Annotated in this window: 18 protein-coding genes; 5 read left to right on the forward strand and 13 right to left on the reverse strand. The window is 75.2% G+C overall.

The genetic code is table 11. From position 1 onward, the window contains the following. Together MNZ39_RS18620 and MNZ39_RS18625 are read right to left on the reverse strand one after the other, a co-directional pair. On the reverse strand, positions 1 to 471 hold a 471-nt coding region (locus MNZ39_RS18620; protein ID WP_242340584.1), incomplete at its 3' end, for a diacylglycerol kinase. A 35-nt stretch (positions 472 to 506) separates the two neighbouring features. After that, complete coding sequence (locus MNZ39_RS18625; RefSeq protein ID WP_242340585.1) at positions 507 to 1,493, reverse strand: dihydroorotate dehydrogenase-like protein; 987 nt, start codon at positions 1,491 to 1,493, stop codon at positions 507 to 509. A gap of 117 nt (positions 1,494 to 1,610) precedes the next feature. Here MNZ39_RS18625 and MNZ39_RS18630 point away from each other — a divergent pair, with 117 nt between their 5' ends. Then, positions 1,611 to 2,099 carry an SRPBCC family protein gene (locus MNZ39_RS18630; protein ID WP_242340586.1) on the forward strand — a complete coding sequence of 163 codons (489 nt, stop codon included), beginning with the start codon at positions 1,611 to 1,613 and terminating at the stop codon, positions 2,097 to 2,099. Here the strand turns inward: MNZ39_RS18630 and MNZ39_RS18635 are convergent. The 7 genes from MNZ39_RS18635 to MNZ39_RS18665 form a co-directional block, all read right to left on the reverse strand. Further along, complete coding sequence (locus MNZ39_RS18635) at positions 2,074 to 2,529, reverse strand: universal stress protein (protein WP_242340587.1); 456 nt, start codon at positions 2,527 to 2,529, stop codon at positions 2,074 to 2,076. The two genes, MNZ39_RS18630 and MNZ39_RS18635, sit on opposite strands and share 26 nt — an antisense overlap. A 145-nt stretch (positions 2,530 to 2,674) precedes the next feature. Then, positions 2,675 to 4,693, reverse strand: coding sequence for an ATP-binding protein (locus tag MNZ39_RS18640; RefSeq protein ID WP_242340588.1), 2,019 nt, complete (start codon positions 4,691 to 4,693; stop codon positions 2,675 to 2,677). Next, positions 4,690 to 6,840 (reverse strand): ATP-binding protein, encoded by a 2,151-nt coding sequence (locus MNZ39_RS25040; protein ID WP_242340589.1) that lies wholly within the window; start codon positions 6,838 to 6,840, stop codon positions 4,690 to 4,692. The genes MNZ39_RS18640 and MNZ39_RS25040 overlap by 4 nt, the downstream gene beginning before the upstream one ends. Then, positions 6,837 to 7,835 carry a SpoIIE family protein phosphatase gene (locus tag MNZ39_RS18650; RefSeq protein WP_242340590.1) on the reverse strand — a complete coding sequence of 333 codons (999 nt, stop codon included), beginning with the start codon at positions 7,833 to 7,835 and terminating at the stop codon, positions 6,837 to 6,839. The genes MNZ39_RS25040 and MNZ39_RS18650 overlap by 4 nt, the downstream gene beginning before the upstream one ends. Beyond that, entirely contained in the window at positions 7,832 to 8,236 is a 405-nt protein-coding gene (locus tag MNZ39_RS18655; RefSeq protein ID WP_242340591.1) for an anti-sigma regulatory factor, read from the reverse strand. Before MNZ39_RS18655 ends, MNZ39_RS18650 begins: the two co-directional genes overlap by 4 nt. Positions 8,237 to 8,246: 10 nt before the next feature. Further along, positions 8,247 to 8,618: an STAS domain-containing protein gene (locus MNZ39_RS18660; protein ID WP_242340592.1), complete on the reverse strand. Its 372-nt coding sequence runs from the start codon at positions 8,616 to 8,618 to the stop codon at positions 8,247 to 8,249. Positions 8,619 to 8,630: 12 nt separating this feature from the next. Continuing rightward, positions 8,631 to 9,482, reverse strand: a complete 852-nt coding sequence (locus MNZ39_RS18665; RefSeq protein WP_242340593.1) for an STAS domain-containing protein — start codon at positions 9,480 to 9,482, stop codon at positions 8,631 to 8,633. A gap of 181 nt (positions 9,483 to 9,663) precedes the next feature. Here MNZ39_RS18665 and MNZ39_RS18670 point away from each other — a divergent pair, with 181 nt between their 5' ends. Next, entirely contained in the window at positions 9,664 to 10,743 is a 1,080-nt protein-coding gene (locus MNZ39_RS18670; protein ID WP_242340594.1) for a 4Fe-4S binding protein, read from the forward strand. On the opposite strand, the gene MNZ39_RS18675 is transcribed toward MNZ39_RS18670, so the two are convergent. Together MNZ39_RS18675 and MNZ39_RS18680 are read right to left on the reverse strand one after the other, a co-directional pair. Further along, positions 10,727 to 11,428, reverse strand: a complete 702-nt coding sequence (locus tag MNZ39_RS18675; protein ID WP_242340595.1) for a radical SAM protein — start codon at positions 11,426 to 11,428, stop codon at positions 10,727 to 10,729. The two genes, MNZ39_RS18670 and MNZ39_RS18675, sit on opposite strands and share 17 nt — an antisense overlap. 112 nt (positions 11,429 to 11,540) lie before the next feature. Then, entirely contained in the window at positions 11,541 to 12,164 is a 624-nt protein-coding gene (locus MNZ39_RS18680) for a hypothetical protein (protein WP_242340596.1), read from the reverse strand. 236 nt (positions 12,165 to 12,400) lie between these two features. Between MNZ39_RS18680 and MNZ39_RS18685 the strand changes: the two genes are divergently transcribed. Beyond that, a complete protein-coding gene (locus MNZ39_RS18685) occupies positions 12,401 to 12,871 on the forward strand; it encodes an aminoacyl-tRNA deacylase (protein WP_242340597.1) in 471 nt (156 codons plus the stop codon). 28 nt (positions 12,872 to 12,899) lie between these two features. Here the strand turns inward: MNZ39_RS18685 and MNZ39_RS18690 are convergent, their stop codons facing one another. Both MNZ39_RS18690 and MNZ39_RS18695 read right to left on the reverse strand, forming a co-directional pair. Then, positions 12,900 to 14,348, reverse strand: a complete 1,449-nt coding sequence (locus MNZ39_RS18690; protein WP_242340598.1) for an MFS transporter — start codon at positions 14,346 to 14,348, stop codon at positions 12,900 to 12,902. Between the two features lie 149 nt (positions 14,349 to 14,497). After that, the gene (locus tag MNZ39_RS18695; protein ID WP_242340599.1) at positions 14,498 to 16,210 is read right to left on the reverse strand and encodes an ATP-binding protein; all 1,713 of its coding nucleotides are present in this window, start codon (positions 16,208 to 16,210) and stop codon (positions 14,498 to 14,500) included. A 199-nt stretch (positions 16,211 to 16,409) separates the two neighbouring features. On the opposite strand from MNZ39_RS18695, the gene MNZ39_RS18700 reads away from it, so the two are divergent. Together MNZ39_RS18700 and surE are read left to right on the forward strand one after the other, a co-directional pair. Then, positions 16,410 to 16,892 (forward strand): MarR family winged helix-turn-helix transcriptional regulator, encoded by a 483-nt coding sequence (locus MNZ39_RS18700; RefSeq protein WP_242340600.1) that lies wholly within the window; start codon positions 16,410 to 16,412, stop codon positions 16,890 to 16,892. A gap of 41 nt (positions 16,893 to 16,933) precedes the next feature. Then, positions 16,934 to 17,698: a 5'/3'-nucleotidase SurE gene (gene surE, locus MNZ39_RS18705; protein WP_242340601.1), complete on the forward strand. Its 765-nt coding sequence runs from the start codon at positions 16,934 to 16,936 to the stop codon at positions 17,696 to 17,698. The last annotated feature ends 94 nt before the right edge of the window (positions 17,699 to 17,792 follow it).

Here is a 17,792-nt window from a genome sequence, read left to right on the forward strand (position 1 = left end):
CTCGACGGGCGCGGGGAGCCGCCACGCGGCGAGCGCGGCGACCGCGGCCCCTGCCACCGACGGGGCGAGCGCCCGGGCTCCTTCGGCGAGCGCCGCGATCCGGGGCGCGAGGACGGCGGCCGCGACCGCGACGCTCGCGACGGCGAGCGCGAGCACGGCGCCGGCCGCGGCGTCCTTCGCGAAGCGGGCGCGCGGATCCGGACCGGGCAGCACCACGTCCACGATCGTCTCGAGCGCCGAGTTCACCGCCTCGGCGGCGACGACCGCGCCCGCGCAGGCGAGGACGAGCGCGCGCTCCGCCGCGGTGAGCTCGAGCACCGCCGCGCCGCACGTCGCGAGGACGCCGAGCCCGAGGTGGATGCGGAGGTTCCGCTCGCGGAGGGCTGCGTCGGCGAGGCCCGCGCCCGCGCAGGCGAAGGCCCGGACGAGGGCGGCCGGCGCGCGGGGCGGCCTGGGCGAGGGGGTGGCCATCGCCCGACATGCTGCCACGGGGCGACGGCCGTGGATCAGATGTTCTGCGACAGGATGAGGTGCACGTACTGGGCTCGCTCGAACGCCCCGGGATCGCTCACCTCGCGCTGGGACAGCGCCCCCCGGAGCTCGTCCAGCGTCGAGATGCCGCGGCGGTCCAGCCAGTCCTCGAGCTCCGCGAGCACCTTTCCGAGGTGCGGCATCCCGTTCTTCATGAGCGCGGAGGCGAGCTGCACCACGTGCGCGCCGGCCAGGATCTGCTTCAGCACGCCGGCGGCGTCGTACACCCCCGTGGTCGCGGCGAGGTGGGCGCGCACCCGCCCGTGCAGCAGGGCGATCCAGCGCAGCGGCAGGAGCGACTCCGCCGGTGAAGAAGGGGTCATGGTCGGCGCCGCCGCCATGCGCTCGAGCGAGATGTCGGGCTGCAGGAACCGGTTGAAGAGGACGAGGCCGTCCACCTCGAGCGCGTCGAGCCGGGAGGCGAAGTTCGCGAGCGAGGTGAAGTACGGCGAGAGCTTCACCGCGATCGGGATGCGCACCGCGTGGCGAACGGCGGCGACGATCTCGAGGTAGCGCGCCTCGATCTCGGCCGCCGACACGGCCGGATCCGCCTCCACCGCGTACAGGTTCACCTCGAGCGCGTCCGCGCCCGCCTGCTCGATGTCGCGCGCGTACTCCGTCCAGCTCCCGGGCGCCGCGCAGTTGAGGCTCGCGATGACCGGGATCTCGAGCGCCCGCTTCGCGCGCTCGACGAGCGACAGGTAGTCGTGCGGCCCGACCCGCTGCGGCGGGAAGTAGGTGCGCGCCTCGGGGTTCGACTCGGCGCCGCGGAGGAGCTCCTCCTCGAGCGCGCTCGTCGAGGACTCGAGCTGCTCCTCGAACAGCGACCGGAGCACCACCGCCCCGGCGCCGTGCCCCTCCGCGGCCTCGAGGTTCTCGAGGCGGTTCGAGAGCGCGCAGCTCGCGAGCACGAGCGGGCTGGGCAGCGCGAGCCCCATGTACTCGGTGACGAGCTCGGCCATGAGATCTCCGCGAGGCGCCCTCCTCTCCGGGTTTATCGAGCGGACCCGAGCGGCGCCAGCAAACCCCGCCCGCGGGCGCTATCGGGAGCGGCGAAGGCCCACCCCGGAGGAGACCCCATGGCCCGCCGCTGGGTCCTCGAGCGCGCGCAGCTCGTGCCGCGCCTGCGCGAGGACGTCTTCGCCTTCTTCTCCGACGCGCACAACCTCGAGGCCATCACGCCCGGGTTCCTGCGCTTCCGTGTCGTCACGCCCGGCCCCATCGAGCTCGCGCCCGGCGCGCTCATCGCGTACCGGCTGTCGCTCTTCGGCGTGCCGTTCTCGTGGCGCACGCGCATCGACGAGCTCGTGCCCGGCGAGCGATTCGTGGACGTCCAGCTCGCGGGCCCCTACCGGCGCTGGCGCCACCTCCACACGTTCGAGGACGCGCCGGGGGGGACGCTGGTGCGAGACCGCGTCGACTACGAGCTGCCCTTCGGTCCCCTCGGCACGCTCGCGCACGCGCTCCTCGTGCGCCCCTCGCTCGCACGGATCTTCGCGCACCGCGCGGCGCGCATCGCCGAGCTCCTCGCGCCCGTCCCGCCTACGCCGCGGGCGGCCGGACCGTGAGCACCGGGCAGTGCGCCCTGCGGACGACGCGCTCCGCGATGGAGCCCATGAGGGCGTGCTCGATGCCGGTGCGCCCGTGCGTGCCGAGGACGAGCAGGTCCATCCCCCGCGCCCGCGCGAACGCGACGATCTCCGCCGCCGGCTCGCCGGCCTCCTTCGCGGTCTCGACGTGGGGCGCGCCGAGCGCCTCGGCGCTCACGCGCCACTCGTCGAGGTGGCGCTGGGCGCCCTCTGCGAGATCCTGGAGCATCTTCGGGCTCGCCACCACCGAGCCGTCGGGGAAGGTGTAGCCGGGGACCGGATAGGCGTGCAGGAGCCAGAGCTCCGCGCCCATCCGCCGCGCGAGGTCGGCGGCGACCTCCATCGCGGCGCGCGAGGCGTCGGAGAAGTCGATCGGGCAGCAGATCCGCTTCCACTCGGCGGTCGGCATCGGGGTGCTCCTCCCGCGCCAGTGTAAGCCCCGCGGCCGCCCCTCGCGCGGGTCCGCCCCGCGAGACCCGCCGCTCCCCGCCGCGGCCCCGGATTGCGCTCGCCTGCGCGCCAGCCGCGCACCTCGCCTGGGTGGTCGATGGGTTCTACCCCGCCACGGGCAGCGTGAACGAGAACCGCGCCCCGTCGCCGGGCTCGCTCTCCACCCAGACCTTCCCGCCGTGGCGCTCGACGAGCGTCTTCACGATCGACAGGCCGAGCCCCACGCCGTGCGCGCCGGACTCGCGCCCGCGCCAGTAGCGCTCGAAGATGAGCGTCTGCTCCTCCAGCGCGATGCCCGGCCCCTCGTCCGTGACGGTGAACAGCGCCTCGTCTCCCCGACGCCGGGCGGCGAGCTCGATGGTGCCCTTGCGCGGGCTCACCTTGGCGGCGTTCGAGAGGAGGTTCGAGAGGACGCGGTGCACCCGCTCGCGATCGCAGCGGACCACGACCCCCTCGGCGACCGTGCGGACCCGGAGCTCGCGCTCGCGCACGGCGGGCGCGACGCCGTCGAGCGCGTCGTCGAGCAGGTCGCGCGCCGCGTGCTCGCCCAGGTCGAGCTCGAGCCGCCCCGTCTCCGCACGCGCGAGGTCGAGCAGGTCGTGGACCAGGCGGTTCATCCGGTCGCCGGCGCGGCGGATGCTCGCCGCGCGCCGCGAGACGACCTCGCGCAGGTCGGGGCGATCGGCGGAGCGCTCGAGCTGCGCCGCCGCGAGGACGATCGACGAGAGCGGGTTGCGCAGGTCGTGCGAGACCTCGGCGAGCGTCTGCTCGCGGGCGCGCAGCGAGCGCGCGAGCTCGTCGTGGAGGCGCGCGTTCTCGAGGGCGATCGCCGCGCGATCCGCGATCTCCTCGCCGAGCGCGAGCTCGACGGGCGCGAGCTCGACCCCGCGCGCCGAGCGCACGAGCGTGAGCGCGCCGAGGACCCGGCCGCCGTGGGCGATGGGGAACACGGCCGCCGCGCCGACGCGGAGCGTGAGCAGCGCCTGCCGGTGGGCGGCGTCCTGCGCCGGCTCGAGCGCGTCGGGATCGTCCACGGGCTGGAGGTGCTGCGGCGCGCCCGCGGCGAGCGCGCGCGCGATCGCGCCGGCTCCTCCCGGCGCGCGGGCCTCGACGACCGCCGCGTCGGGCAGGCGCGCCGGCTCGGCGCTCGCCACCGCGAGCCGCTTCGTCCCGTCCTGGGTGACCCGGTCGACGATGCACCAGTCCCCGATCTCGCCCGCGCAGAGCACCGCGAGCCGGCGCATCGCCGTGGCGATCTCCCCCGGCGCGACCATGAGCGCGCTCGTGACGGAGAGCAGGAACGACATCCGGCGCTGCGCCGCCTCGGCGCGCGCGAGCGCGTCCTCGCGCTCGCGCTCGGCCCGCTTGCGCTCGGTGAGGTCGAGCACGAACGCCACGTGGCCGCCGCCGCCGGGGACCGCTGCCGCGCCCACGAGCACCGGCACGCGGCTGCCGTCCTTGCGCCAGAACTCCTTCTCGTACGGCCGCACGACGCCGCCGGACCGGAGCTGCTCCTCGGCGGCCGCGTCCAGCGCGCGCCACTCCGAGGGCGTCAGCTCGCCCTGCTCGGCGCGCAGCCCGGGGGCGAGCGAGACGCCGTTCACCTGGGCGAGGTCGTCCGCCCGCGCGAGCCCCAGGATGCGGAGGAGCTCGTCGTTCCCCTCGAGGAAGCCACCCCGGCGGTCGAACTCGGCGACCCCGAACATGCTCGAGTCGACGAACCGCCGGAGGCGCGCCTCCGCGAGGCGGACGCGCAGGAGCGCGTTCAGCGCCGCCACGAGGACGTGCGGCTCGACGGGGTGGGTGAGGTACAGGTCCGCGCCGCCCTCGAGCCCTCGCACGACGTCGTCCGCGTCGGCCCGACGCGCGGAGAGGAAGACGATCGGCAGCGCGGCGGTGGCGGGGTCCGCCTTGAGGTCGCGGCAGACGTCGAAGCCGATCGCGTCGGGGAGCTGCACGTCGAGGAGCACGAGCTCGGGGCGCGCGGAGCGCGCGAGCGCCCGGGCCTGGGCGCCCGTGGCGGCGACGCTCACGCGGAAGCCGGCGTTCGCGAGGATGCGGTTCACCGCGTAGCGGGTCGCCTCGTCGTCCTCGACGAACAGGATGTGCGCCCGGGAGTTCACGGCGGATCGACCCCTCGTCCGAGGCGCGCGAGCGCTTCCCGGATCTCGTGCAGCGCGGACAGCCGCGGTCGGCCCTTGGCGAGGATCGCCGCGGCGCCCGCCGCGCGCGCGCGCTGCTCGGGGCCGAGCTCCTCCCCGGTGTAGACGAGCACCGGCACGTCGCGCGTCCGCGGGTCGGCCCGGAGCCGCGCGAGCACCTCCCCCCCGTCCATCCCCGGCATCTTCCAGTCGAGGAACACCGCCGCGGGCCGGCGCTCCGCGACGCGCCGCAGCGCCTCCTCGCCGGAGGCGACGTCCACGACCGCGTAGCGCGTCTCCGAGAGGAGCGAGCGGAGCAGGTACCGCGAGGCCTCGTCGTCGTCGACGATCAGGAGCTCCTCGCGCGGCAGGAGCCCCGCCGCCTCCTCGAGGCGTGACAGGAGCCAGCCGCGCTCGAGCGGCTTCTCGGCGAAGTCGTCCGCCCCGAGCCCCTTCGCCTTGCCGCGGTTCTCGACCATGGTCACGACGTAGACGGGGATGCCGCGGGTGAGCGCGGAGCCCTTGAGCTCGGACAGGAGCGGCCAGGCCGTCTCGGCGCCGAGCATGACGTCGAGCACGACCGCCACGGGCCGGAGCCGCTGCACCGCGCGCCGCGCCTCGAGCAGCGTCCCGACCGAGAGCACCTGGAACGGCGTCCCGCTCGTGAACTTCTCGTAGACGAAGATCGTCTCGGGGTTGTCCTCGACCACGAGCACGGGGTACCGGGTGGGATCGTGGAGCGCGGCGATGTCGGGGACCGCGCCGATCTCGGGGGGGCCCCCGTAGAAGAGCGGCACGTCAAAGGTGAAGGTGGAGCCGACGCCCGGCTCGCTCTGCAGGGTGATCCGGCCGCCGAGCAGCTCGGCGAGCCGCCTGGAGAGCGGGAGCCCGAGGCCGGTGCCGCGCACGCGCCGCTGCACCGGCGAGTCGAGCTGACCGTACTCCTGGAAGATGCGCTCCTGGTCCTCCGGCGCGATCCCGATGCCGGTGTCCGACACCGAGAAGATCGCCCGGCCGCCCTCGCGCCGGGCCGCGATGCGCACCTCGCCGCGCTCGGTGAACTTGAGCGCGTTGGAGATGAGGTTGCGGAGGATCTGCGAGATCTTGCCCTCGTCCGTGTAGAGCGCCGGCAGCCCCACCGGGTCCTCGAAGTGGAGCGCGAGCTGGGTGGTCGCGAGGAGCGGCCGCAGCATGCCACGCAGCGCCCCGAACAGCTCGCTCACCTCGAACGGCGCGGCGCGGACGGTGGTCTTCCCCGCCTCCACCTTGGCGAGATCGAGGAGGTCGTTCACGAGGTCGAGCATCCCCTCCGCCGAGCGGCGCGCGAACCCGATCTGCTTGCGCTGCTCGTCGTTGAGGGGGCCGTCGCTCTCGCCGAGCAGCAGCCCGCAGAACGAGATCACGGTGTTGAGCGGGGTCCGGAACTCGTGGCTCATGTTCGAGAGGAACCGGCTCTTCAGCTCCGAGGCCCGCCGCAGGTAGTCGGCCTTCTCGTCGAGCTCCGCGTACAGCGCGACCACCCCGCGGTTCGTGTCCTCGAGCTCGCGGTTCAGCTCGACGAGCTGGCGCTCGCGCTCCTTGAGCGCGTCGAGCGCGCCGAGCAGCTCCTGGTTCTGGGTGGTGAGCTCCTCGAGGGCGTCGTGCGGCCGCTCCCGCGAGAGCGCGTCGAGGAGGGCCGCGAGCTCGCGCGGCGTCGCCGGCCCCGCCCCCGGCGGCAGGTCCTTCACGAGCGTCACCGTCGTGCCCGAAGGTCCGCTCTGGATGTCGAAGCGGTCGACGAGCCGCCGGCTCCCGGCGATGCCGAGCCCCATGCCCGTGGGGGAGTGGTAGCGGCCGGAGAGGACCGCGTCGAGGTCCTTCACCCCTCGTCCCTGGTCCCGGACGCGCACGACGAGCGCGCTCGCCTCCTCGCCGTCCTCGAGCGCGATCTCCACCTTCCCGCCGCTCGCGTACTTCCAGGCGTTCCGCGCGATCTCGGAGACGGCCGTCGCGAGGCGCGTCTGCTCCGAGGCCGCGACGCCCACCAGCCGCGCCACCTGCCGCGCGCGCTGCCGCGCGAGGACGACGTCCTCCTCCCGCCGGATCGCGACGGTGAGGATGGGGCCGGTGCCGCCCGGTTGGCTCCTCACACGCCCCTCCGCGCGACGAGGACGGTCGCGTCGTCGCGGCCGCGCGCGTGATCGCGGAACAGGACCCCCGCCACGAGCGCGGGGTGCCGCGCGAGCAGCCCCGGGTACGCCGCGGCGTCCCAGTGGGTGGCGATGCCGTCCGAGTGCATGACGAGGACCGCGCCCTCCGGCACTTCGTAGGCGTACTCGTGGATCGATCGCGCCGCGTGCCCGGCGGTCCCTGCGAGCGACACGAGCCGGCGCACCGCGCCGGTGCCGACGATGGCGCCGACCACGTTCCCGAGCCCCGAGTAGCGCAGTGCGCCGGTGCCGAGGTCGAGCGTGGCGACCGCCAGCGCGGCGCCACGGGTCGCGCGGAGCGCGGCGTGGGCCCGGCCGACGATCTCGCGTGGCGGCTCGTCGGCCGCCTTGCGGATCGCCTCGAGCGCGACGTGCGCCGCGTCCGCCGCGTGGGGCCCGTGGCCGAGCCCGTCGACGACCGCCAGCACCGCCCGGCCGGCCTGCTCCACCACGAGCCACCCGTCGCCGCAGACGCGCTCGCCGGCCGTGGCGACCGAGATCGCGCCCGTCGCGACCTGGCTCGCGGGCGGGCGCTCCGCCCAGACCTCGGCGACGAGCGCGGTGCCCTTCCCCGGCGCGCTCCACACGTCGAACGCGTCGCCGACCCTCGCCATGGCGCCGAGCCCCTCGCCCGGCGTCCCCGCGGTCGAGTGGCCGTCGCGCATCGCGCGCGGGAGGTCCTCGATGCCGCGGCCCCGGTCGAGCGCGACGACCGCGACCCCACGCGGCGGGTGGCCGAGCGGCTGGACGCAGACCACGCCGCCGCCCCCGTGCGCGACGAGGTTCCTCGCCGCCTCGCTCGCCACGATGGCCGCCCGCTCGGCGACCACGTCGTCGAGCCCGAGGTCGCCCGCCAGCCGGCGCGCCGTGCGGCGCGCCTCCCCGATCTGCGAGGCCTCGTCGACGCGGACGAGGATCGTGTCACCATTGGTCAATGCCACTTCGTCACCGTGACGCGGGTCCCCGCGCCGGGGGCGGACTCCACCGCGAATTCGTTCACGAGCCGCTTCGCCCCGCCCAGCCCGAGGCCCAGCCCTCCGCCCGTGGTGTAACCGTCCTTCATCGCGAGCTCCACGTTCGAGATCCCGGGGCCACGGTCGACGAAGACGAGCCTGAGCCCGGAGCGCGGCGGCTCCTCCAGCACCTGGAGCAGCATCTCGCCGCCCCGGCCGTGCTCGAGCGCGTTGCGCGCGAGCTCGCTCGCGGCGGTGACGAGCTTGGTCTGGTCGACGAGCGAGAAGCGCAGCTCCTGGGCGCGGCGCCGGACCCGCTGCCGGACCAGCACCACGTCTGCGTCGGAGCGGATCGCGACCGTCTCCTCCTTCACGACGGGCATGCGGTCGTCCTCACGCGCGGCTCCTCCGAGCCGCGCCCGCCCGCAGGAGCGCCATCCCCTTCTCCACGTTCAGGGCGGTCCGGATGCCGTGCAGCGTGAGGCCGAGCTCGACCAGGGTGATCGCCACCGACGGCTGCATGCCGACGACCACCGTCTCCGCGTTCATGAGCCGGGCCATGGAGGCGATCGAGCCGAGCATGCGGCCGATGAAGGAGTCGACGACGTCGAGCGACGAGATGTCGATGAGCACGCCGCGCGCGCCGGTGCGCGTGATCTGCGCCGTGAGGTCGTCCTGCAGCGTCAGGGCGAGCTGGTCGTGCATGTCCACCTGGATGGTGACGAGCAGGAACTCGCCCATCCGCAGGATCGGGATGCGGTCCATGTTCCGACCTCGTCAGCGACCGGGGAGCTGTGCCACGCCCAGCTTGTCGAGCGCCGCCTTGAAGGCGTCGGCGAGGTTCGCCTTCGTGACGACGGTGCCGAGATCGATCGCGAGGTGGACGATGGTCTGCGCGATCGCCGGGCGGATGCCGCTGATGATGCACTCGGCGCCCATCAGCCGCGCCGCCGCCACCGTCTTCATGAGGTGCTGCGCGACGAGGGTGTCGACCGTCGGCACGCCGGTGATGTCGATGATCGCCACCTCGGAGCCGGTCTCCACGATCTTCTCGAGGAGCGTCTCCATCACCACCTGCGTCCGGTTGGAGTCGAGCGTGCCGATCATCGGCAGCGCCAGGATGCCGTCCCACAGCTTCACGACCGGGGTCGAGAGCTCGAGCATCTCCTCCTGCTGGCGCACGATCACCGCCTCGCGCGCCTTCTGGTACACCTCGGTCGTGTAGAGGCCGAGCTCGTCCAGGAGCTCCGTCGCCGCCCAGGTCTCGTCGGCGAGCGCGACCGGGTCCCGCATGAGCTCCTCCCGCAGCCGCATGAAGAGCGGCCGCTTGAACGAGAAGACGAACTTGGCGGTCTCGCTCGGCGAGAACCCCTGCGCACCGCGCGAGGCGGAGACGTTGGCGAGCAGCTCGCGGAGCGGCCCGTACTCGGGACGGGTCATGTCGACGCCGCCCTTCGTCGTCGCCTCGCGGAACAGGCGCAGGAACTCGGCGCACTGCTCGCGCAGCTCCCCCTCCTTGATCGCGCCGGTCCGGGACCTCGACTGTAGCTGCTCGCGGATCCAGTCCGCGAGCAGCGCCTCGCCGTGACGCTCGAGGATGCGCGGGAGGTGGATGAGGTTGACGGCCATCGTTACGCTCCGTGTAGTTGGAATTTTGGGAAAAGCGGAATGTTACGCATCGCGGCCCCCGTCGGAAGGGAGGCCACGGCTCCAGCCCCGGAAGGGATGATCGCGGGACGCATGGCCTCTGCGTTGTCCCAGCCGGGCCCGAGGAGATAACGTTCGCCGCCCGCCGGAGCACCACCCGAGCATGTCGACGCCCAACCACGAGCTTCTCCCCGAGCCGCCGCCCGCTCCCTCGCCCGCCGTCCCTCGATTCGGCGTGACGCCCGCCCGGTGGACGAACCCGCACCGGCTCCTCCCGCGCGTCCGCTGGGCCGTGCAGATCGCGTATCTCGCCTTCCTGGCGCTCGTCGGGCTCGAGTTCGCCCGCTTCGTCTCGCAGGCGACGAGCGACGGACCGCTCACCGTCTCGCGCCCACCCGCGGTCGAGGCCTTCCTCCCCATCGCGGCGCTCTTGGGCCTGAAGCGCTTCCTCCTCACCCGCTACTGGGACGAGGTCCACCCGGCCGGCCTCACCATCCTCCTCGCGGCCCTCGCGACCGCGTTCCTCGCGCGGAAGGCGTTCTGCTCGTGGGTCTGCCCGGTCGGCACGATCTCGCGGGCGCTCGAGTGGATCGGCAGGCGAACCCTGTGGCGCCGCCGCTGGCCGGCGGTGCCGCGCTGGCTCGACCTGCCGCTCTCCTCGCTCAAGTACCTGCTCCTCGGCTTCTTCGTCTGGACCGTCGGGCAGATGCCGCTCGAGGCGATCGAAGGTTTCCTCCGGTCCCCGTTCAACACGGCCGCCGACGCGAAGATGCTCCTCTTCTTCCGGCACCCCGGGACGCTGTCGCTCTTCGTGATCGGGGCGCTCGCGGCGCTCTCGCTCGTCGTGAAGCACTTCTGGTGCCGCTATCTCTGCCCGTACGGCGCGCTCCTCGGCGTCGCGAGCCTGCTCTCGCCGCTCTCCGTGCGCCGGGATCCGGACGCCTGCAACGACTGCCGCGCCTGCACGCGCGCCTGCCCCGCGGAGATCCCGGTGCACACGCGGCTCCGGGTGATCTCGACCGAGTGCACCGGCTGCATGTCGTGCGTGGCCGCCTGCACGACGCCCGACTGCCTCGGCGTGACGCGCAAGGGGGCGCGGGCGCTCTCCCCGTGGCTCGTCCCGGCGGTGGCGCTCTCGACGCTCCTCGGCTTCTGGGCGATCGCGCGCGCGACCGGCTTCTGGGAGACGAGCCTGCCCGCCGCGGCGTTCCGCTTCGCCTACCGGCTCATGGGCATCGAGTGACGGCGGCCGCGCGCGCCGGGCGGGCCAGGAACAACGCCCGCGCCTGCGCGGCGTAGCTCGCGCGCGGCCCCAGCAGGACGGCGGCGGGGTGGGGCGAGGCGAGCATCCCCTCGCGCTCGAGCACCCGGACGGTCGCGAGCGCCTCGCGCAGGTCCTCGGCGCCGTCCACCTCGAAGCGGATGAGCACCTCGAGCTCCGAGCGCGCCTCGCGGATGCTCCGCAGGATGCGCGCGAACCGCTGCTGATCCAGCGCGCTGCGCGACGCCGCGCGCGCGGCGACGGGGATGGTGACCTGCAGCGTCGTCACCCCCGCGCGCGACAGGCGGCGCGCGCCGAAGCCGTCGAGGAGCGTCGCGTTCGTGATCACCGTCGCGTCGTAGCCGCACCCGTCGCGCGCACACGCGTCGCGCACCCGCGCGGAGCTGGCGACCACGACGTCCGTGTCGAGGAGCGGCTCCCCCCCGAACAGGACGAGCGATACCGCCCCTGCGGCGGTCTCGGCGACGAGGTCGGCGAGCCGCTCCGCCACCGCGAGGGCGGCGGCGCGGTTGGGGCGGCCACGCTGGCGCCCCCGCGCGCATCCGCCGCAGGTCAGGTTGCACGGGAACCCGAGGTCGAGGAGCGCCTTGAGCCGCGGGCCCGCGAGCCCCTCCGTCGGGTCGAGATCGTACGTGAGGATCGCCACCGCGGCGGAACGTGGCCACGGCGCGCGCGCCCGGCCTCGGCCGTCGTCACTCTGAGCGAAGTCCGTCGGGGTACCCGGTGCGTCGCGGCGATCGCGTCATCAGGTGTCGCCATCAGGGCGGCAGCCGGCCCGTGAGCACCGCGAGCCGCACCTCGCGACCGACGCCGGGCAGCCACGTCGCCGCGCTCTCCACCGCCGACCAGAGCGCGTCGGCCCAGGGCGAGACCGGGCGCCCCGCCGCGGGCGCCGGGAGGCGCAGGACGCGGATCCCGGGGAGGTGACGTCGAACGAGCTCGAGCTCCCGCGCCCCGAGCGCGCCGGCGGTCGCGGCCCGCGGCGGGCTGCTGTCCCACGCCGCGGGGGCGAGCGGCTCCACGAAGGCGAACGGGGCGTCGGGCCTCACCCAGGCCCGCAGGCGGTAGAGGAGGGCCTCGATGTCCGCCGCGCGAGAGAGCAGCCCCTCCGCGGCCACCGCGTCGAACGACCAGGTCGGCAGCTCGATCGCGCGCCACGGCTCCGGGGCCGCGAGCGCGTCGGCACCGAGCGAGATGGGCGTCACGCGCGCGCCGTCCCGCTCGAGCGCCGCGGCGAGGGGGCCGGCCTCCTCGGCCGCGACGAGCACCTCCGCGTCGCGCACCTCGCCGAGGGCTTCCCGCGCGAGCTCGCGGGCGGTCGGGGACGGTCGGGACGCGCGCGGTCGGCGCCCCAGGGTCGGAGCAACGGTGTCGAGGGCCATTCGTGAGGTGCGATCCCCGCTCTGGCGGCGCCCGTCCGTCGGCGCCTCGGCGATCACGGGCGAACCATTCGCCCCCCGGGCGCGGGAAGCAAGGGCCCCTGCAGAGGACGCCCGCGGACGGGCTCGCCCTCCCGCGTCCCTACCCACCCGTGGTCAGCCGTCGTGCTCGCCGCGGCGGGGGGCGCGGTTAGGGAAAGGTCAACGCCACCCGCCCGCGCCAAGCGGAGGAGGTCGCCGTGATCCCGGAGCCCATCGACCGGTATCTGAAGCAGCACCACCTCGCCTACGAGCACTCGGTCCACGTCCGCGCCGTTCCGGCGCAGCGGCTCGCCGCCGCGGAGCACGTCTCCGGCGAGCGGATCGCGAAGCCGGTGGTGGTCGACCTCGACGGCAAGCTCGCGCTCGCCGTCGTGTCGGCCACGCAGCGCGTGGACCTCGAGGCGCTGCGGCGCGCCACCGGCGCGGCGCGCGCGGCGCTGGCGCCGGAGACCGCCTTCTCGGGGATGTTCATGGCGTGCGAGGTCGGCGCGGAGCCGCCGCTCGGGCTCTTCGGGATGCCCATCTACGTCGACGACGCGCTCGCGCACGAGGCGTGGATCGTCGTCCGCGGCGGCACGCACGAGGACGCGCTCCGGCTCGACACGGCCGCCTGGCTCCGCGAGGAGCACGTGGTGCCGGTCGAGCGGCTCGGCCTGCATCCGTTCTGAGCGGGTGAGCGCCGAGGGCGCGGCGCCGTCACCGCCGGAGGATCCTGACGTACGCGAGGGCTCCTCGCGCCGCGCCGGTCGCGGCGCGGTGCACCTCGGCGAGCGAGACGGCGCCGCGCGCGTCCGTGCGGAGGGCGAGGAGCGCGCTCGCGAGCCGGCCCAGGGCCGACACGACGAACACGAGCTCGAGGCCGGTCCCTCCGGCCCGGCCGAGCGTGGCGAGCGAGGGCGGCAGCGCGACGGCGGCGAGCCCCCCCAGCGTCACGGCGGCGGCGTAGGCCAGGCCGCCCGCCATCGCGAACGCGGCGAGGTGGAACGGGCGGTCGCGACGGGCGCCGATCTCGAGCGGGAGCGCGAGCGTCGCGAGCGCGTGGCCCCCCCAGGCCGCCCCGCCGATCGCGGCGTCGAGCGCGATCGGCCACAGCCGGTCCGGCGAGCTCGCCAGCCACAGGAGCGGCAGCCCCGCGGCGGCGAAGGAGCAGGCGGCGAGCACCGGCCGCGCTCCGGCGCGATCGAGGACCCGCCCCCACAGCGGCGCCGTCACGAAGCGGGTGACCGCCCCGATGGCGGCGTGGGCGGCGACGAGCATGAAGCCGGCCCGGAGGTCGTGCAGCAGGTAGAGCGTGAAGTACCCGCCCGCGAGGCCCACCGAGGCGTTCCAGGCGACCTGGTAGACGAGCACGGCGCGCGCGTCGCGATCCCGCAGCGGCCGGAGCGCGTCCCCGAGCGACGGCGGCGAGGGGGAAGGCGCGGGCGGCTCGTGCTGGCGCTTCATGAGCGCGGTCGTCACCGCGCCGAACGCAGACGAGGCGAGCGCCAGCCCCGCGAGCGCGAGCGGCGCGGCCCTGCCGGTCCCGACCGCGTCGAGCAGCCGCGCGACGCCGAGCCCCGCGACCGTGCCGCCGGCGGTGCAGAGCGCGGTGCGCCGCCCGAAGTAGCGGCCGCGGAGGCGCTCCGGGACGAGCTCGCCCATCCACGCGACCCACGCGTTGTTCCCGACCACGGCGAGGGCCGCGGAGAGCGCCGCGACCACGAGCAGGAGCGCCCGCGCCGCGGGCGCCGACAGCGGGAGGAAGGGGAGCGCGGCGAGCGGGAGGAGCGCCTGGCGCGAGAGCGTCACGGCGCTCACGGCCACCCGGCGTCGGCCGAAGGTCGCGGTGGTCCAGGCGGCAGGGAGCTGCACGACCTGCGCGAGCTGGGGGAGCGCGGCGATGAGCCCGACCTCGAGCGGCGTCGCGCCGAGGTGGAGCGCCCACGCCGTGAGCACGGTGGGACCGGCGGTCGCGGCGACGAGCTCGGCGAAGGCCCCCTCGACCGAGGAGGCGCGCAGCGAGCTGCGGACGCGGCTCTTGGACCCTGTGGCGCGCCCGCCTCCCATCGCGGGCGGAGCGCCGCGCAGGAGCCCGAGGGCGGGCGCGGAGGCAGCAAGGAACAGCCCGCGCAACAGCGCGGCAGGCAGGCGGACGATGGAGTGCATGGCGCGGCGGCGCTCCCCTCCCCGCGCGCGTCAGCGCACTCTGTCACGCACGGGGCGTCCCCGTAAAGGTGGCCGCGCGGGAGCTCGAACGCGCCTCGGCCGATCGTCCGATCGGGTGAGCCGTCGTCGGCTGCGACGCGATCTTCAGGTCAGTCGAGCGGCAGCTCGACGGTGAACGTCGAGCCCTGCCCCGGCGCGCTCGCGACGCGGATGCCGCCGCCGTGCGCGGCGATGATCTGCTGCACGATCCACAGGCCGAGCCCGAGGCCGGAGTAGTGCCGCCCGGAGACGGCGCGCTCGAAGCGCCCGAAGATCCGGGCCTGGTCGGCGGCGTCGATCCCGATGCCCTGATCGGCCACCGTCACGCGCGCCGTGCCGTTCGACGCGGAGACGCCCACGCGGACCGGCTTCCCGTGGCCGTACTTGAGCGCGTTCGAGACGAGGTTCGAGACGACCTGCTCGACGCGCGCCGCGTCGAAGGCGCAGCGGACCGGCCCGGGCGCGTCGCACGTGAGCGCGCACCCGGCGTCGGCGGCCTCCTCGGCGTAGCGGCCGGCCACCTCGCGGACGAGCGCGGCGAGATCCGCCTCCTCGCGCGCGAGCACGAGCCGGCCGGCCGTGATGCGCGACACGTCGAGGAGCGCCTCGGAGAGCCGCACCAATCGATCGGCCTGCCGCTCGATCATCCGGAGCCGTGCCTCGGGCGGCCTCGTCGCGGCTGCGCCGTGCGGGTCCCGCAGCAAGAGCTGCACTCCGAGCCGCAGCGTGCCGAGCGGCCCCCGCAGCTCATGGGAGGCGACCTGGAGGAACTCCTCGCGTGCCCGCGCCGCCGCCCTCGCGTCGCCGAGGAGCCGCGCGTGCGCGATCGCCAGCGCCGCGCGCCGCGCCACCTCGCCGATGAGGACCCGATCCGCCGCACCGTACCGCCGGCCGGGATCGGCGCTCGCCACCGCCAGGAGGCCCAGCGCCTCGCCGTCGGCCACGAGCGCCGCGACCACCGCGGACCGCGGCGCCGGCCCGGGCCCGGAGTGGTCCGGGAACTCGTCGATCGGCTCGGGCCGCGGCGGCTCGCCGGCGATGAGGAGCCGCTCGACCGCCAGCGCACGCGCCCGCGCCTCGACGGGCGCGCCCAGGCTCTCGGGGCCGAGCCGCGCCACGTCGACGAGGCCCTCCTCGCGCAGCGCCAGCACCCCCGCCCAGTCGCCGAGCGCGGGCACCGCCAGGCGCACGACCCCGGCGACCATCTCGGCCTCGTCGAGGGTGGCGGCGAGGTGCGCCGACACGTCGTCGAGGAACGCCAGGCGCCGCTGGGCCGCGACCGCCTCGGCGCGGGCGAGCCGCTCGGCGATGAAGAGCCGCGCGCGGTCCAGCGCCTGCGCGCACTGCGAGGCGATCGTGACTGCGAGCGCGCGCTCGACTTCCGGAAAGACGCGCGGGGCGTCGTAGCCCACGTAGAGCACGCCGAGCGGCAGCCCCTGCGACGGCAGGGGCAGCGCGACGAAGGCTTCCCCCCCGAGCCCCTCGTGCCCCGGGTACCTGGAAACGAGCGCGGCGCGATCCTCGAGGAACACGGGCGCCCGCGAATGGAACGCGTCCCGGACCGGCCCCGGTTCGGTGAGCCGCGCCGACGCCACGACCCCCGGCTCCGCGCCGTACGGGAGCACGTCCATGCCGCCGCCGGCGCCGGGCACGAGGAGGAGGCCCCGCGCCCCGCCGAGCGCGAGGACCCCGCGCCCGAGCGTGACCTCCGCGACCTCGTCCGGCGTCCGCGCGCGAGAGAGCGCGGCCGTGACGGACTGCAGCCGCTCCAGTCGGGCGGCCGACGCCTCTGCGTCCGCACGCGCGATTCGCTCCGCTTCCAAGGAGGGAGCGGTGCCGCCCGCGCGCGGAGACGCGGTGAATCCCTCTCGCCAGTCCAAATTGTCCCCCCGGACACGGACTGCGTGTTTGGCTCGCCATTAACCCAGAACGGGTGAGCGGATTCAAGGCCAGTGTGCGCGGGCATGACCCGCGTCCCCTCGCCCGTGGTAATCGCTTCGGGATCGAGGTGAAATGGTCGTCATGTCCAGGCGCGCCCAGAAGAACGCAGAGCTCCAGGTCAACGGGAAGAGGGCCCTCGGCCCCGTCCTGGAGTTCATGCGGACGCTCTGGGCCCTCGATCACGCGCTCCAGTCGGCCTCCAAGCGGATGGAGTCACGGCTGCGCATCACCGCGCCGCAGCGGCTCGTGGTCCGGATCCTCGGGCGCTATCCGGGCATCTCGGCGGGCGAGCTCTCGGAGATCCTGCACCTCCACCCGAGCACGCTCACCGGGATCCTGAAGCGCCTCGGCGACCGCGGTCTCCTGGAGCGCCGGCGAGATCCCGCCGACGCGCGCCGGGCACTCTTCTCCCTCACGGCGAAGGGGCGCACGGTGGACGACCTCCGGAGCGGCACGGTCGAGGCTGCGGTCCGGCGCGCGCTCACCCGCGTGCGCCCCGCGACCGTGCAGCACGCGCGCGAGGTGGCCGAGGTGCTCGCGGCCGAGCTCGCGCGGGCGGACTGAGCCCCCTGCCCGCCTGGCGGTCCGGTGGTACATTCACGCGCGTGCGAGTCCTGCTCTCCAACGACGATGGCGTGCATGCGCCCGGGCTGAAGGCGCTCGCCGCCGCCTTCGAGGGCGACGAGGTGTGGGTGGTGGCGCCCGACCGCGAGCAGTCGGCCTCGTCGCACGCGATCTCGCTCCACCACCCGCTGCGGCTCCTCGAGCTCGCGCCGCGCTGGTACGCGGTGGACGGGACGCCGACGGACGCCGTGTACATGGGCCTGAACCACGTGCTCCGCGCGGCAAGGCCCGACGTGGTCGTCTCGGGGATAAACCACGGCCCGAACCTCGGCAACGACGTCCTCTACTCCGGCACCGTGGCGGCGGCGATGGAAGGGGCGCTCCTCGGGGTGCACGCGATCGCCGCCTCGCTCGCGTCGCCCCCGACCCATGTCTTCGAGGAGGCCGCCCGCTTCGTGGCGGCGCTCGCGCGGCACGTGGTCGCGCGCCCGCCGCCGGCGCCGCTCCTGCTCAACGTCAACGTCCCGCCCGGCCCGGTGCGCGGGTTCCGCTTCGCCCGGCTCGGCCGGCGGACCTACGGCAACGAGGTCATCGAGAAGACCGATCCGCGCGGCCGCAAGTACTACTGGATCGGCGGCGAGGGCGGCCCCACGAACGAGGACATCCCGGGCTCCGACTGCAACTGCGTGCTGAAGGACGGTCTCGTGGCCGTCACGCCGCTCCACCTCGACTCCACGAACGACGCCGTGCTGCAGGAGCTGCGGAGCTGGACGCTGCCCGGGTACACGAAGGAGCCGGCGCTTTGACGAAGCCCCGCGCCGTCCGCGGCGCGGCGCCCTCCCGGCCCGCGCTCGGCGCCGCCGCCCTCGCGCTCGCCCTCGCCGCCTGCGCCCCGCCCCC

It is taken from the genome of Anaeromyxobacter sp. SG66 (assembly GCF_022690805.1).
Taxonomy (GTDB): Bacteria; Myxococcota; Myxococcia; order Myxococcales; family Anaeromyxobacteraceae; genus Anaeromyxobacter; species Anaeromyxobacter soli.

What these genes read in the sequence shown, in the direction of transcription:
- MNZ39_RS18700 (WP_242340600.1), top strand. Translation starts at nt 16,410, where the DNA reads ATGTCCAGGCGCGCCCAGAAGAACGCAGAGCTCCAGGTCAACGGGAAG.
- MNZ39_RS18670 (WP_242340594.1), top strand. Translation starts at nt 9,664, where the DNA reads ATGTCGACGCCCAACCACGAGCTTCTCCCCGAGCCGCCGCCCGCTCCC.
- MNZ39_RS18635 (WP_242340587.1), bottom strand. Translation starts at nt 2,529, where the DNA reads ATGCCGACCGCCGAGTGGAAGCGGATCTGCTGCCCGATCGACTTCTCC.
- MNZ39_RS18660 (WP_242340592.1), bottom strand. Translation starts at nt 8,618, where the DNA reads ATGGACCGCATCCCGATCCTGCGGATGGGCGAGTTCCTGCTCGTCACC.
- MNZ39_RS18630 (WP_242340586.1), top strand. Translation starts at nt 1,611, where the DNA reads ATGGCCCGCCGCTGGGTCCTCGAGCGCGCGCAGCTCGTGCCGCGCCTG.
- MNZ39_RS18625 (WP_242340585.1), bottom strand. Translation starts at nt 1,493, where the DNA reads ATGGCCGAGCTCGTCACCGAGTACATGGGGCTCGCGCTGCCCAGCCCG.
- MNZ39_RS18665 (WP_242340593.1), bottom strand. Translation starts at nt 9,482, where the DNA reads ATGGCCGTCAACCTCATCCACCTCCCGCGCATCCTCGAGCGTCACGGC.
- MNZ39_RS18655 (WP_242340591.1), bottom strand. Translation starts at nt 8,236, where the DNA reads ATGCCCGTCGTGAAGGAGGAGACGGTCGCGATCCGCTCCGACGCAGAC.
- MNZ39_RS18690 (WP_242340598.1), bottom strand. Translation starts at nt 14,348, where the DNA reads ATGCACTCCATCGTCCGCCTGCCTGCCGCGCTGTTGCGCGGGCTGTTC.
- MNZ39_RS18680 (WP_242340596.1), bottom strand. Translation starts at nt 12,164, where the DNA reads ATGGCCCTCGACACCGTTGCTCCGACCCTGGGGCGCCGACCGCGCGCG.